Source organism: Roseovarius dicentrarchi, assembly GCF_003316635.1.
Lineage (GTDB): Bacteria > Pseudomonadota > Alphaproteobacteria > Rhodobacterales > Rhodobacteraceae > Roseovarius > Roseovarius dicentrarchi.
The window spans coordinates 58716-73246 of the sequence record NZ_QNQP01000006.1; the positions used below are offsets into that span (position 1 = coordinate 58716).

The 14531-nt window shown below is 63.5% G+C and carries 10 protein-coding genes and 1 pseudogene; 2 read left to right on the plus strand and 9 right to left on the minus strand.

Annotated elements, in window-relative coordinates; all coding sequences use genetic code 11:
* Positions 1-12 precede the first annotated feature (12 nt).
* The 9 genes and pseudogenes from hslU to regB all read right to left on the minus strand — a co-directional run bounded on the left by hslU (position 13) and on the right by regB (position 13102).
* The gene (hslU, locus tag DQ230_RS06040; protein ID WP_113911681.1) at positions 13-1323 is read right to left on the minus strand and encodes an ATP-dependent protease ATPase subunit HslU; all 1311 of its coding nucleotides are present in this window, start codon (positions 1321-1323) and stop codon (positions 13-15) included.
* Positions 1324-1341: 18 nt separating this feature from the next.
* A complete protein-coding gene (gene hslV / locus DQ230_RS06045; protein ID WP_113911682.1) occupies positions 1342-1899 on the minus strand; it encodes an ATP-dependent protease subunit HslV in 558 nt (185 codons plus the stop codon).
* 125 nt (positions 1900-2024) lie between these two features.
* Positions 2025-2351: pseudogene (gene trxA, locus DQ230_RS06050) on the minus strand (thioredoxin); the annotation flags it as partial.
* Positions 2352-2400: 49 nt separating this feature from the next.
* Positions 2401-5754 (minus strand): double-strand break repair helicase AddA, encoded by a 3354-nt coding sequence (gene addA / locus DQ230_RS06055; RefSeq protein ID WP_113911684.1) that lies wholly within the window; start codon positions 5752-5754, stop codon positions 2401-2403.
* Positions 5751-8678 carry a double-strand break repair protein AddB gene (gene addB, locus DQ230_RS06060; protein ID WP_113911685.1) on the minus strand — a complete coding sequence of 976 codons (2928 nt, stop codon included), beginning with the start codon at positions 8676-8678 and terminating at the stop codon, positions 5751-5753. The genes addA and addB overlap by 4 nt, the downstream gene beginning before the upstream one ends.
* On the minus strand, positions 8671-9363 hold the full coding sequence (locus DQ230_RS06065; RefSeq protein WP_113911686.1) for a nucleotidyltransferase family protein: 693 nt from the start codon (positions 9361-9363) through the stop codon (positions 8671-8673). The genes addB and DQ230_RS06065 overlap by 8 nt, the downstream gene beginning before the upstream one ends.
* A 202-nt stretch (positions 9364-9565) precedes the next feature.
* Entirely contained in the window at positions 9566-10045 is a 480-nt protein-coding gene (gene tsaE / locus DQ230_RS06070; protein ID WP_113911687.1) for a tRNA (adenosine(37)-N6)-threonylcarbamoyltransferase complex ATPase subunit type 1 TsaE, read from the minus strand.
* Positions 10046-10085: 40 nt separating this feature from the next.
* A complete protein-coding gene (locus DQ230_RS06075) occupies positions 10086-11597 on the minus strand; it encodes a PAS-domain containing protein (RefSeq protein ID WP_113911688.1) in 1512 nt (503 codons plus the stop codon).
* 107 nt (positions 11598-11704) lie between these two features.
* A complete protein-coding gene (gene regB / locus DQ230_RS06080; RefSeq protein ID WP_113911797.1) occupies positions 11705-13102 on the minus strand; it encodes a sensor histidine kinase RegB in 1398 nt (465 codons plus the stop codon).
* Positions 13103-13217: 115 nt separating this feature from the next.
* On the opposite strand from regB, the gene DQ230_RS06085 reads away from it, so the two are divergent.
* The gene (locus tag DQ230_RS06085) at positions 13218-13841 is read left to right on the plus strand and encodes an SCO family protein (protein ID WP_113911689.1); all 624 of its coding nucleotides are present in this window, start codon (positions 13218-13220) and stop codon (positions 13839-13841) included.
* An 82-nt stretch (positions 13842-13923) separates the two neighbouring features.
* Positions 13924-14475: an ActR/PrrA/RegA family redox response regulator transcription factor gene (locus DQ230_RS06090; RefSeq protein WP_113911690.1), complete on the plus strand. Its 552-nt coding sequence runs from the start codon at positions 13924-13926 to the stop codon at positions 14473-14475.
* Positions 14476-14531 lie beyond the last annotated feature (56 nt).

Sequence of the window (14531 nt, forward strand, 5' to 3'; positions counted from 1 at the left end):
TCGCCTGTATGATCAAAGGACGTAGCGGCTGAGATCGGTGGATTTCGCAAGCTCGCCCAGATTTTTGTCGACGAACTGCTGATCTACGGTGATTTCTTCACCCATCCGGTCGGGGGCGTTGAAGCTCAGCTCTTCGAACACGCGTTCCATGACGGTATAAAGGCGGCGGGCGCCGATGTTTTCGACCGATGCGTTTACCTCGGCGGCGATATGCGCGAGCGCTTTGATGCCATCGTCGGTGAAGGTGACGGTAACGTCTTCGGTGTTCATCAGGGCCGTGTATTGGCGCGTGAGCGCGTTATCCGTCTCTGTCAGGATGCGCACGAAATCATCTTCGGTCAGGGCGCGCAATTCGACGCGGATGGGCAGGCGGCCCTGCAATTCGGGCAGCAGATCGGATGGTTTGGCAATGTGGAACGCGCCAGATGCGATGAACAGGATATGGTCGGTCTTGACCGTGCCGTATTTGGTGCTGACATTCGTGCCCTCGATCAGCGGCAGCAGATCGCGTTGCACGCCCTCGCGGCTGACATCGCCGCCGCGCGCGTCGCTGCGCGCGCAGACCTTGTCGATCTCGTCCAGGAACACGATGCCGTTCTGCTCGACCGCCTCCAGTGCCGCGCGGTTGACGGTTTCGTCATCCAGCAGCTTGTCGGCCTCTTCCCCGATCAGGATGTCATAGCTGTCGGCGACGGTCATCTTGCGTTTCACGGTACGCCCGCCGAACGCCTTGCCGAAAATGTCGCCAAGGTTCATCATCCCCATCTGGCCGCCGCCGGGCTGGCCGGGGATGTCCATCATGCCCATGGGGCTGGACGTATCGGCAACGTCCAGCTCGATCACGGTATCGTCCAGCTCTCCCGCTTTCAGCTTTTTGCGGAACAGGCCGCGGGTGCCGTCGCGGGCATCCTCGCCGGCGATGGCGGTGATCACGCGTTCCTCGGCGGCGGTGCGGGCGGCGGCGGCGACATCCTCGCGCATTTGCTCGCGGATCATGGTGATGGCGCTGTCCACCAGATCGCGGATAATCTGCTCCACGTCGCGGCCGACATAGCCGACTTCGGTGAATTTCGTCGCCTCGACCTTGATGAAGGGGGCGCGGGCGAGTTTTGCCAGGCGGCGGCTGATTTCGGTCTTGCCGACGCCGGTGGGGCCGATCATCAGGATGTTCTTCGGATACACCTCGTCGCGCAGGTCATCGGGCAGCTGGCGGCGGCGCCAGCGACTGCGCAGGGCGACGGCAACGGCGCGTTTGGCATCCTGCTGGCCGATGATGAAGCGGTCCAGTTCGCTGACGATTTCGCGGGGGGTAAGATCGGTCATGGGGGTCCTTTCGGCGGCTTACTTGGCGATCTTTTCAATCGTCAGATTGCCGTTGGTATAGACGCAGATATCGGCGGCGATCGCCATCGCATCGCGCGCGATCTGTTCGGCATCGCGAACGCTGTCCATCATGCCGCGGGCGGCGGCCAAGGCGTAGTTGCCGCCCGATCCGATGGCGGTCACGTCATGCTCGGGCTCCAGCACGTCGCCTGCGCCGGTGATCACGTATAGCTCGGCGCCGTCGGTGACGATCAGCATCGCCTCCAGCTTTTGCAGGTATTTGTCGGTGCGCCAGTCCTTGGCCAGTTCGACGCTGGCGCGCTGGAGCTGTCCGGGGGTGGCCTCCAGCTTGCTCTCCAGCCGTTCCAGCAAGGTGAAGGCATCGGCGGTGGACCCGGCAAACCCTGCCACCACGTCAAAGCCGCCGGGGCTGAGGCGGCGCACCTTGCGGGCGGTGCCCTTGATCACGGTCTGGCCCAGGCTGACCTGACCGTCGCCCGCAATCACCACCTCGCCGTCCTTGCGCACGCCGATGATGGTGGTGCCGTGCCAGCCGGGGAATTGGTCGCTTGCCATGGGGTCGCTCCTTCGTGTCTTTGGAACTATATGGAAGCCGCGCCGCCAGACTGCAAGTTTTGCGGCGCGGCATGCAAAAAGGGCGCCACGTGCGGCGCCCTTTGACTATCGCGAAGCGGCGGAAATCAGATCGCGTCTTCGATCCAGCTTTGCAGTGCGGCCTTGGGCGCCGCGCCCGAGCGGTTGGACACCACTTCGCCATCCTTGAAGATGAACAGCGCCGGGATGCCGCGCACGCCCATGGCAACGGCCGAGTTCGGGTTGCTGTCGACGTCGACCTTGACGACCTTGACCTTGCCCTTCATTTCTTCGGACAGTTCTTCCAGTGCGGGGCCGATCTGCTTGCAGGGGCCGCACCATTCGGCCCAGAAATCGACCACTACGGGGATGTCGGAATTTTTCACTTCGGCGTCGAAAGTCTCGTCTGTGACGGCTACGGTGGCCATGATGCTCTCCTGCGTTTTGGGTTCTGAGGATACCTAAGTAGCGATGCTGGCAAGGTCAAGTTGCGCCGGCGCGGCGCAGGGCGGCCATCACCTGATCATGGGGCAGGATCATCAGTTCGGCGGTGCCGGTCCACAGAATCGCCGTTTCTATCCGGTGGTTTGGATAGATTTCGGCGGTCATGGCGGCATAAGCGCCCATTTGCCGCAGCAGTCCTTCGGGACAGGCGGCGGCGCTGCCCGGAATGAGGATGTTGGTTTTGAAATCGACAATCAGGACCCTGTCGTCTTGGATAATCAGGCGGTCGATCACACCCTGAAGGCGGCCAAGACCGGGGATATCGCCGGTAATGCCGACCTCTGGCAGGGCATCCGCGCCCCAAAGCGGCGCCAGCGCGTCATTTTGCAGAATGCGTGCTGCTTCGGAGTGCAGGGCGACAATCTGATCGGGGGTTGCGGCATCCGGGCCTTGGCTGAGGATCGCGTCTGCCGCCTCCGGCCAGTCCGGCTGGGGCAGGGTGGGCAGAAACTCCAGCAGGGCGTGGATCTGCCGGCCGCGCAGCTTGGCCGCGTCTTCGTCCTGTCCGGGGTCGCCGGGCAGCGCCTTGGCGCCGCCCAGATCGGAGGGGCTGCGCGTTTGCAACTCCTCCGGGGGTGGTGGGGCGAGGGCGTGAAAAAACGGCTCTAACACGGGTGTTTCAGGCTCTGTTATCGGCGTGGATATAACCGCCTTGGCTGACCAGTCGCCGCGCTCAAGCCGCAGGCCATCGCCGCCGTCGAAGCGGTGCGGCACCGCGCCCAGCCGCGTCAGGCCGTTGCTGATTTTCTCCATCCAGCTGTCGCCGCCATCGCCGGGATCCTTGGCCGCAGCCACGATCAGCCATTTTTCGGCGCGCGTCATGGCGACGTAGAGCAAGCGGTCACGCTCCGCCTCCTGCGCGTCTTTCATTGCGTCAATGATGGCGGTTTGCGCGTCCGGCATCGCGGCAGCGCGCATACGCCAAAGCGGTGCGCCGCCGGTTTTAAGGATCTGATCCCGGATGTTGATCTTCCGCTTGCCGGCCTCCGGCAGGATCACGATGGGCGCCTCCAGCCCCTTGGAGCCGTGGACCGTCATCACGCGGATCCGGTCGCCGGCACTGTCCATCTGGCGCTTGATCTCCATATCGTCGGTCTCCAGCCAGACCAGAAAGCCGGTCAGGCTGTCCACCGCGCGGCGTTCATAATCCAGTGCCTGTGATAGCAAAGCGTCAATGCCGTCCTCGGCCTCGGACCCCAGCCTTGCCAGCATTTTCCGGCGGCCATCGTGGCGCGTCAGGATACGCTCGATCAGGTCGTAAGGGCGCAGATATTCGGACTGATCGCGCAGATCGTTGAGGATCTGCATGGTTTCGGGGAATTCCGCGGCCCGTTCGCGCAGTGCTTCCCACAGGTATTTCTGGCGGCGGCCCTGAGCCAGGCCATAAAGCTGCGCCTCATCCCAGCCCAGAACAGGCGAGCGAAGCGCAACGGCAAGCGAAAGATCATCCTCGGGCGTGGCAAGAAAGGACAGGATCGCGGCCAGATCCTTGACTGCCAATTCTCCCGCGACCTTGAGGCGATCCGCCCCCGCGATGGGCAGGTTGCGGGCCTTGCAGGCGCGGATGATCTCGTGAAACAGCGCGGCGCGGCGCTGAACCAGGATCAGGAAATCGCCGGCGCGGATGGCGCGCATGTCCTTGCCATCCGGTATGGGCTGTGCATCGGCGATCATCCGGGCGATGGAGTCTGCGATCTGCCCCGCCAGCACCACGTCAGGATCGCTTTCGGCGCGCACGTCCACAGGCGCATGCCAGGGCGGATCATCCGGCGCGTCCGGCGCGGGTTTGATCGGCCACAGATCGACGCGGCCAGGCAGGGCGGGCCAGAAGGAAATGTGGCTCTGTTCCGGGGAAAACCCTGACGCGTCGCGGCCCTCGAACGTGGCGTCAACAGCGTCAAGTATGGCGCTGGAGGAGCGGAAGGAATGTTCCAACCGCTGGGTTTGCAACGGCGTGCCGGCCGCGTCCAACCGCTCGGCAAAGTCGCGCTGCATACGGTCAAATTCGCGCGGATCGGCGCCCTGAAACGAATAGATCGACTGCTTCTTGTCCCCCACGACAAATATCGTGCGCTGCACATCCTGCCGCGCGCCCAGACCGCTGGTAAATTCCTGCGCCAGCCGGTCGATCACCTGCCATTGCACCGGGCTGGTATCCTGCGCCTCGTCCACCAGAATATGGTCAATGCCGCCATCCAGCCGGAACAGCACCCAAGCGGCCACGTCCGACCGGGTCAGCAGCGCCCGCGCGCGCAGGATCAGATCATCGAAATCCAGCCAGCCGCGCAGCTGTTTGGCGCGCGCATAGGCGGGCAGGAACACTTGGGCGAAATCGTGCAGGGCGATGCTGAAATGGAGCGCCTCCAGCGCGATACGTTCGGGGCGCGCCGCCTCGACGCGATGCATCCACGCGTCGATCAGATCCATCGTATCGCCCAGTGCGGTCCGCGTCCCCTTGGTCGGAAAGCGGGTGGAGACGGTGAAAGGCGCCTTGCCGGATTTGGTCAGAAATACGTCTTCGAGGATAGGCAGCGCACCGAAATCCAGCGCATTGATGCGCTTTAGTTTGGCCGCCGCTGCCACGTCTGTTTTGCTGCCAGCTGTCAAAGCAGCGACCAATCTGGTCAATAGCTGGGTTTCGTGTCCGTGAAACACGTCGGCCTCGACACTTTGGCGCGATGCATCGGGGCGCAGTCCCAGCGCCTTGGCCAGGCCGGCCTCGGTCCAGGTTTCGTCGAACAGCGGCGCCTTGCCGGCGATCTCGGCGGTCAATTCATCCAGCGTTTCGCCCGTATGGTGGCGCGCCAGCGCATAGAGTTTGGCCGCGTCGGGGCCGGCCGCGATCTGCTCGACAATCTCGGCGCGCAGCAGTTTGGCCGTGCGATCCTCCATCTCAACGAATTGCGGGCTGACGCCGGCCTCCAGCGGGAAACGGCGCAGAAGGGAGGCGCAGAAGGAATGGATCGTCTGGATTTTCAGCCCGCCGGGTGCCTCGATCGCGCGTGCAAACAGGCGCCGGGCATCGCGCAGGGCAGTATCGCCGAGCGGGCCCGTGACGCCCAGTTCGGACAGCGCAGCGGTCAGCGCGTCCTTTTCCAGCATCGCCCAGGCGCCAAGGCGCAGGAACAGGCGGTTCTGCATCTCGCTGGCCGCGGCCTTGGTATAGGTCAGGCACAGGATATGCTGCGGGTCGACCCCGTTCAGTAGCAAGCGTGCCACGCGGTCTGTCAAAACCCGCGTCTTGCCCGAGCCGGCATTGGCGCTGAGCCATGTCGACACATCCGGGCGCGCCGCCGCCATCTGGCGCAGTGTGGCATCATCGCGCTGCATCATGGCAACTCCTGCGGTGTCGGATCATCGGTGATGTCCCATTCGCCAAAGCGGGACAGCTGATCGTAATCGCCCACCTCATCCTTGCGCTTGATCGCACGGCGGGCGGTGTAGCCTTGCCTGAGATCGCGATAGGCCGAGATCAGATCATGCAGACCCTGCCACACTTTTTCGGCGGGTTCCTCGTCCAGCGGGGCAGGCACCTGGGACGGGCTGCTGCCCAGGCCGATATAGACCGCGCGCGCCACATCGCAGGGCGCCAGATCGCCAAAGCCGGCACGCTGGGCAATCGCCGCCTCCAGCAGAAGCTGCTTGTCGAAAATCGCCTGCTCTTTTTTGGAGGGCGGCGTTCCGGTCTTGTAGTCGTACAGATGCAGCCGCCCATCGGCGTCGATGTCGATCCGGTCCGCCTCGGCCACGAGGGTAAAGCCCAGATCGGCCATCACCGCCATGCCGCGCGCCTCGAACGCGGTGGGCGTTGCCAGATCGCGGCGCGCGATTTCGGTGTCGATGAACCAATCGGCGACACGCTCCAGCCGGGCCAGCCACAGCGCGCGCGCTTCGGCCCATGGCACCTTGCGCGTCAGCACCTCCTGCGCCAGATCCATCAGCGCCTCGCGTGTCAGGCGGCTGGGATCATGGGTGCTTTCCTTTATGAAGCGTTCCAGAACTTCATGCAGGACGATGCCGCGCAGCAGGGCATCGGGCGCCTGCATCAGCGGATTGAGCGGGCGCAGGCGCAAAACATGTTTGGCGTAAATGGCGTATGGGTCGCGGATCAGACGCTTGATTTCAGTCACTGACAGGCGGTTTGGTCTCGCTTCGGCCGGTGGGCAGGGGGCGGGGCGCGGTGCGGGCGGGACGGGGGTGACGGCCTCCAGCATGGCGGCCTTGTCCAGCCAGATCCGGCCCCGCGCGCGCATGTCGTCCAGCGCCGCCGTGCCGCCCTGACCGGGCAAACCGGCCAGCAGGTTTTGCAAACGGTTCAGCCAGCGCGACACAACGGTTTCGCTGTCATCGGAGCGGATGCTGCGGGTGATCCAGACCTCACCGGACAGGACCGCCTGCTGAAAATCATGCGCGGCAAGGCCAATGCGCCGCTCGGGCAAAAGCAGCCCCGCCTGATGCCGCAGCGCCCGGTTCAGCCAAGGGTCGGGCGGCTGCGATTCCGGCCAGCTACCCTCGTTCAGGCCGGCAAGGATCAGCATATCGGCGCCATGAACGCGCGCCTCCAGCGTGCCCCAGATCAGGATGCCGGAATGGGGCGTGGTTGCGCTGCGCACCTCTTCGCGCTGAAGGATCGCGGTGAAAAGCGTGGTGTAATCCGGCGCGATCATATCGCTGCTATGCGGCGCCTCGGCGATCAGCATATCGCAAATATCGCGCGCTTTCTTGCCGGCGTCCTTCTGCCACAACTGGCTGGTTCTGTCGCCGACGCAGCCCAGTGCGATAGCCTCTGCCGTTGCCAGATGCGCGTCCGCGCGCGCGGCAAGCGGCTGCGCATGGGGGGATGCCTGCGCCGCGATATACGTTGCAATCCACTCGGCCCATGGGCCAGCCATCGGCTCGCTCAGCTTGGCGGCCCACGCCGTGATGTCATCGCGGCACGGATAGGGCGGCCCGTTGCGGCGCAGATGCAGCTCCAACTCATGCGTCAGGCGCAGATGCGTGCCGCGTGCGCCGCCGGTATGGGTCAGCGGGTGTTTCAGCAGCGTCAGCAGCGATTCGGCGGTGAGCGGCGCCAGTGACAACTCGGCCACATGGCGCAGGAACCGGCCCGGCGGTGACAGGTGCAGCGGTACGCCGGCGCTATCGTCGGGGATGATTCCCCACCGGTCCAGCGCGGCGGCGACGCGGCGCGTCAGGCCGCGATCGGGCGTGATCAGCGCGGCGGTCTGACCCTGTTCGGCCGCCGCGCGCAGGCGCATGGCGATGCACTGCGCCTCGATCCGTTGGGATGGCGCCTCCAGCAGGGTCACGCCGTGCATGGCGCCGGCAATGCCGCTCAATTTCGGGCCTTCTTCCAGCCACTGATCGGTAATTGGGGCCGGGCGGAGGGCAAGCGATACGAGACGCGCGCGCTCGGGACTGGGCGGGCGCGCATCTGACCAGCGGTCTATTTCGGCCAGATCCAATGCGGCGCGCAGGGCGTGAAACCGGTATTGCGGGTGGTCTTCGCTAAGCATTGGGTCATTCAACGCGCCCCAGACACGGGTCGGCATGTCAAAATCATAGCCCGGCAGAATGACCGCGCCCTGCGGCAGCCGGGCGACCGCCTGCATCAGCAGATGCGTCGTGCCACGCGATCCGGTGGACCCGGCCAGCAGCACCGGATGCTGCGGCGGAGCCGCCTGCCAGCCGTCGATTGTCCGCTGAACCACCTGGCGCTGGCGCGCTTCGGACCCGGCAGCGCCGCGGCCTTCGGTAAAGTGACGCACGATGTTCAAAAAGGCGCGGATGCGTTCCCAATGGCCCGACTGGTCGCTGATATCGAGCTGGTCGATGACGTCGGGGGATACGCCCTCGCCCTCCATTTCGTCCATCAGCTTGGCGAGGCTGTCGGCCAGATCGTACAGCGCAGTGCGCGGGGCCAGCCCCGGCTGCTGGTCCAGCAGGGATGAGATCAGCTGGATCAGTTCCAGCCGCCGCCGCAATGGCGGCGCGGGCTGGTCTATATCGGCCATGCGCCAGCTGTGACCCAGATCCGTGACCAGCGAAATCCGGGGCAGCAGCCGGGCGCCGCCATCGCTCAGCAGCGCATGAATGCGGCGCGCCATGCGCCTGGTGTTGACGATCAGATGAACGCGGCCCAACGCCTCTGGCGGGGTGCCTGCCAGGCGGTTCATCATGCCCTCGACCAGAGCGGCGGGAAAATCAACGCCGGGCGGAAGGCCGAAAACGCGCGCTTGGGATGCAGGCTCAAACATCGGGTGCATTCAGCATCTGCTCGGCAAGGGTGATGCCGGCGGGATGCCCGACATCGCACCACGCGCCCGGATAGGTGCAGCCATGCAAACGGCCCGTTGCCAGCAATTTATCCCAGACCTTGTTAAGCGAAAACGCCCCATCGGGCATATCGGCGAGCGTGCTGGCCTTGATGATCTGGACACCGGAATAGACCAGCCCGGCGCCACGTGACAGAACGCCGGCCTCGGTCATCAGGAAATCACCCTCGCCCGAATGTCCGATGGCGCGCGACGGCGGCACGCACAGCAAAAGCGCGTCCATGGCATCAGGCTGCCATGCCGCGCTGAGAAGGCGAAGTGGATTGGGCCCGCGCCAGACAGCATCGGTATTCATCGTGTAAACCGTCTCTGCGCCCAGTAGTGGCAGCGCCGCGCGCAATCCGCCGCCGGTGTCCAGGATGTCCGGCGTTTCATACGCGATGGCAATATCACGGCCTGCCAGATGCGCGGCGATCTGGTCAGATTTATAATGCGCGTTAACCACGATGCGCGCGTGACCGGCGTCGGCGGCAATATCCAGCGCGTGGTCCAGTAATGTTCGTCCGGCCACAGAAATCAAGGGTTTTGGGCGATCGGCGGTCAGGTCGCCCATTCTGGTGCCAAAACCGGCCGCAAACAGCATTATCGCGTTGGGTGCAGAGTGCATCGGGTCAGCTGTCCTCAATAGAAACTTGGTGGCGCTTGGAGTTATGACGGTCTTAGGCGTGGCGCCCCGTGGTCGCAAGTCGCGTCAGCGCGATGGAGCATCCGGCAAGGTGCCGTATCAATTCGGCAATGTCTGTCGCGGCCACCATGAATGATATCTGCGTTCGGCGCTGCCGGTGCCGCAGCGTCCGGGATTTTGAAATTCACCTCTCCAAAGCAGCCGCAATGCGCCGGGTCCAAACCGGGTTTTGCCATTCGAGGGTCATCATCCGGGCATCCGGTTCGACCGCTGGTGACAGGGTTATGTGAAGCGCGCTTTGCGGTGCCAGATCTCCCAACCGGTCGGGCCATTCGATCAGGCAGATCGCGCTTTCGAACGCGTCGATGAGCCCCAGTTCGAACACTTCGTTCGTATCGGTCAGCCGATAAAGATCAGCATGCCAGATTTCCGCCTCGCGGCCCGGATATGTTTGCACCAACGTAAAGGTGGGCGAGGGCACATCCTCGGGGATTGCCAGAAGGCTCTGAATCATGCACCGGGCGAAATGTGTCTTCCCGGCGCCGATATCCCCAGTCAGCAGGACCACATCGCCGGCAACCAGAAAAGGCGCGAGCGTTTGAGCGGCGGCGCAGGTCTGTTCGGGGCTGGCCAAGGCAAGCGTGCGGGTGTGCGGTGTGTGCATGGCCAAACACTACACAAGGTGCCGGTGCCTGCAACAGGGTTCAGCCGGCGATGGCCGCAAGAGGCGCTGCTTGCGGCACGGATGTATCCGCCCTGAGCGTCATCATGCATGCGCCGCCCGGCAAAGGCTCCAGCCGGCACTGGTGGTTGCGACCGTTCATCGCCGCAATCGTCTTGCACGCGCCGTCACTGTGATCGCGGGCCTTGAGGCTGGCTTCGACGTCTTGCCAGATGGCCGGGGCGGGCAGCGCGGCGGAACAGGCGCGTACAAGGTCGGTGACCGTCATGTCAGCAAAACAGGTATCGGGGTCAATTCCCAGCAGCCGCGTGGCCGCAGCGTTACAAAATGCCAGAACGTTGTCCGCACCAATCACCAGCACCGCGTCTGGCAGGCAGTCCAACGATGATTGCCGCAGGTCAAGTTGCGTCCTGAAGCGCCGGGCCATCAAAACCTCGGCGGTGATATCCTCGAACAAAAAGGCGACTGCGCCGTCCGGGTGCGGCCTGCCGGTAACGCGGTAGGTGACGTCGTTGGGCAATGACCACGTTTCCTGATAAAGCCCGCCTTGCGCGCTTTCGATAACTTCGCCGATCTGTGTGCGCCACGAGGCATAGCTGCGCGGTTCGGGCATCACGCAGCGGTTGCGAAGATTGTCAAAGAACGCCATCAAATCAGGCTGGGCGCTAAGAAAATGCGCCGGCAGCGATGTCAGATCTACCAGCGCGGGATTGAACAGCGCCAGCTTGCGGTTGCGGTCAAACACCGCCAGCCCGATGGTGAGGTAAGAAAACGTCTTGGTCAGGGTTTGCAAGAAATCCTTTTGCATCTTTTCGGCGGTCACGATCTTGGTCACATCGGTCGCGTGATGAAGCACCTGGGACTGATCCGCCTGAGAATGAACCTCGTACCAGATCGGGCGGGCCTTGCTGTTCGGCTGGACGGAAAATCGCGTTGTCCGGCTCTCGCCCTGTGGCGGTAGTGTCACCTCATGCGCGCCGATGCCGAACGCGGCATGGCAAGCAGCATTCTGCCATAGAACCGCACCCTGAAGGGTTGTGCGCCAGATCGGATAGGGGGCGCATTGCAGCATTTCGGTTTCACGCTGAAGGCATCCGCGCTGGGCCATCATCTGATGCCGCTCCGCCGGGCAGGCATGGGGCGGATCGCTGAGCGTTATGCGGGTCCCATGCTGGGTCCGCAAAAGGCGCAGCTCGGCGCTGTCGCCGTCTTTGGAGGGTCTGACGGACAGCGGCTGATCTTCGACCAGATCGCCCAGCGTTTCAGGCAGATCCGGGAAGCGATCAGCGAACCAGACGCGCATTTCAGCCCAGGATGGCGCAATGTCCGACCCTTCCGGAAGGGCGCCCGCATTGTGATCAAACATGTGGTCGCCCTGAAACAAAAACACCGCCTCGCCCCCGCCAAACGCAGGACTGGCGGAGGCGACGTTGGCCGATGGCGCCCACCGGCCGATGGCCCACAAAACAGCGAATGAAACTGCCCCGGCCGTTGCCGCAAGGCCCAGCCATAACATCACGGATACGACAGCCATGCGTCTGTCCCTTTTGAATTCCTACGGCCTGATCATTGCCCGTTGCGAGTTAACGATGCGTTAAACAGCAAAAATATCTGGCAGAAATTCCAGAAAACCGATCAAATTCAATGCGAAAACGGTGTGTTTTGGCCAATGCCGCCCGTGCCATCTGGCGCAGCATAAGCCAGATCGGCGAGGGGCCAGACCACTTCGACCACGGCGCCGATGCGTTCGCGCCGCAGCGAATCGCCCTGAAAGGACTCGGACCCGTTGGCAAAGCTGAGGGCCGCGCCCGACCTTTCCAACAGAGTCTTGGCGATGAACAGGCCCAGCCCCATCCCCTCGTATTCGGGTCTGTTGGACATGACATCGCGCACCCGCCGGCGCACTACGGGATCACCGATCCGGCCCAGCAGGTGGGGCGGATAGCCCGGGCCGTCATCCATGATGCGCAGCGTGATTTGCGCGTCGGACCAACGCGATTCGATCCAGACGCGGCTATCGGCGAAATCCACCGCATTCTGGATAAGGTTGCGCAGGCCGTGGATGATTTCGGGGCTGCGCGGAATGATGGGCGGATCCTGCGATGCGCCGCCTGCCGGGCCGTGATCGAACAGCAGGCTTTTGCCGCGCTGGGCGTGAGGCTCGGCCGCCTCTTCTATGGCGGCGGTCAGGGGTGCGCGGCGCAGGTGCAGATCGTCCTTGCCGGCGCGGCCCATCGACCGCAGAATATCGCGGCAGCGATCCGCCTGATCGCGGATCAGCAGCGCATCATCGCGCGCATCGCTCCCCTCGGGCAGATCGTCGGCCAGCTCGGAACTGGTCAGTTTGATCGTGGCCAGCGGTGTGCCCAATTCATGCGCCGCAGCGGCGACCACACCGCCCAGATCGGTCAGCTTTTGTTCGCGCGCAAGGGCCATTTGCGTCGCCTGAAGCGCGCCTGACATCGTGCGGATTTCGTTGACCGTCCAGCGCGAATAAACGCCCAGGAATACGATGCCGATGACGATGGCCACCCAGTTGCCAAACAGGAAAATCACCGGCACGCGCAGGACCGTCCCCGCATCGGTGATCAAGGGCAGGTGAAACCGGGCCAGAGCCGTCACGATCACGATCGCCGCCATGCCCAGAAACAGACTGGACCGCGACGAAAGCGACGAGGCCGACACAACGACAGGACCGACGATCAGGATGGAAAACGGATTGTTCAGCCCGCCGGTCAGGTACAAAAGCAGGCCCAGCTGCACCAGATCGAACAGCACCATGGCCAGGTTTTCTGTCTCCGTCAGGCGTTTGTTTGCGGGAAACACCAGCGAAGCGACCAGATTGCTGATGATGGACGCGCCGATCACCATGTAACACAGGCCGATTTCCAGATTCAGATGCAGCGCGCGTTCGGCGACGATCAGCGCGGTGATCTGCCCGACAACGGCCCACCAGCGCAACAGTATCAACGTCCGCAGGCGGATCCAGCTGCCCCTGCCCATGGCGGCGATGTCTGGCTGAGCGGGTCTGTTCGTCATCTGCGGTAAATCGCCCCGTTGCGTGACCGGTTTCTTTTGGTAGATGTGGCACATACGGGCGGTCTTGCCCAGAAGCCGGGCTGCGAGCCCGTCAGAAAACGCCGAAGGACACATTATGTCGCGCACGTTGATCATAGCTATTGCCGCCGCTGTCGTTGCCTTGGGCGCGGGCATCTACATGATGACGATGGGCCGCTCGGGCGGTGATTTCGCCGAGTGTCGCACCAGCGCAGTTGCCGGAGGTGGCGATATCGGCGGTGATTTCACGCTGGTCGATGAAACGGGCAAGACGGTGACGAGCGCCGAGGTGCTGGACATGCCGTCGCTGATTTATTTTGGCTACACGTTCTGTCCCGATGTGTGCCCGCTGGACGTGGCCCGCAATGCCGAGGCGGTCGAAATCCTGGAAGAGCGCGGTCTGATGGTCAAACCGGTGTTCATCTCAATCGACCCGGCGCGCGACACGCCCGAAGCCGTCGCAGACTATACCGATGCCATGCATCCCCGCATGCTGGGTCTGACCGGATCGCCCGAGCAGGTCCGCGAAGCGAGCCAAGCCTACCGCACCTATTATCAGGCGCAGGAGCCTGTCCCCGGAGAAGAGGATTACTATCTGGTGGATCACTCGACATTTACCTATCTGACCATGCCCGGCCATGGCTTTGTCGAGTTCTTTCGCCGCGACATCAGCGGCGAGCAGATGGCCGATCAGGTACAGTGCTTCTTAAATGCCGGATGACGGACTGGACGACCGGGTTTGACCGGCGCATGTTGGCGGGCTAAATCCCGTCCCAGGGACAATCAGGAACTGGATATGCGCAATGGCCGATACCGAGCTGGATCTGGGTGACGATAAAACGTTGCTTTTGGTCGATGATGACGAAGCATTCGTGCGGCGACTGGCCAAGGCGATGGAAAAACGCGGCTTCGACGTGGATGTCGCCCTGTCGGTCGAGGAAGGGCGCGCCAGCGCCACGGCGCGCCCGCCGGCCTATGCTGTTTGCGATTTGCGTCTGGAGGATGGCAACGGTCTGGACGTGGTCGAAGTGATCCGCGCCAACCGCCCCGAAAGCCGGGTTGTGGTTCTGACCGGCTATGGCGCCATCGCCACAGCGGTGGCCGCAGTCAAGATCGGCGCGACCGACTATCTGTCCAAGCCTGCCGACGCCAATGATATCGTGAACGCGTTGATGGCAACCGGCGATGACCTGCCGCCGCCGCCCGAAAACCCGATGAGCGCCGACCGGGTGCGGTGGGAGCATATTCAAAGGGTCTATGAGCTGTGTGACCGCAACGTGTCTGAAACCGCCCGGCGGCTGAATATGCATCGGCGCACGCTTCAGCGGATTCTGGCAAAGCGGTCGCCCAGATAAGGCAGCGTTTGCGCTGCTGGGCTATGGTTTATCGAGTATTTTCAGGAAGATGAAAG

Bases quoted from the DNA above. Each gene is read 5' to 3' on its own strand.
- hslU (WP_113911681.1), bottom strand. From the start codon at position 1,323: ATGACCGATCTTACCCCCCGCGAAATCGTCAGCGAACTGGACCGCTTC.
- hslV (WP_113911682.1), bottom strand. From the start codon at position 1,899: ATGGCAAGCGACCAATTCCCCGGCTGGCACGGCACCACCATCATCGGC.
- addA (WP_113911684.1), bottom strand. From the start codon at position 5,754: ATGATGCAGCGCGATGATGCCACACTGCGCCAGATGGCGGCGGCGCGC.
- addB (WP_113911685.1), bottom strand. From the start codon at position 8,678: ATGTTTGAGCCTGCATCCCAAGCGCGCGTTTTCGGCCTTCCGCCCGGC.
- DQ230_RS06065 (WP_113911686.1), bottom strand. From the start codon at position 9,363: ATGCACTCTGCACCCAACGCGATAATGCTGTTTGCGGCCGGTTTTGGC.
- tsaE (WP_113911687.1), bottom strand. From the start codon at position 10,045: ATGCACACACCGCACACCCGCACGCTTGCCTTGGCCAGCCCCGAACAG.
- DQ230_RS06075 (WP_113911688.1), bottom strand. From the start codon at position 11,597: ATGGCTGTCGTATCCGTGATGTTATGGCTGGGCCTTGCGGCAACGGCC.
- regB (WP_113911797.1), bottom strand. From the start codon at position 13,102: ATGACGAACAGACCCGCTCAGCCAGACATCGCCGCCATGGGCAGGGGC.
- DQ230_RS06085 (WP_113911689.1), top strand. From the start codon at position 13,218: ATGTCGCGCACGTTGATCATAGCTATTGCCGCCGCTGTCGTTGCCTTG.
- DQ230_RS06090 (WP_113911690.1), top strand. From the start codon at position 13,924: ATGGCCGATACCGAGCTGGATCTGGGTGACGATAAAACGTTGCTTTTG.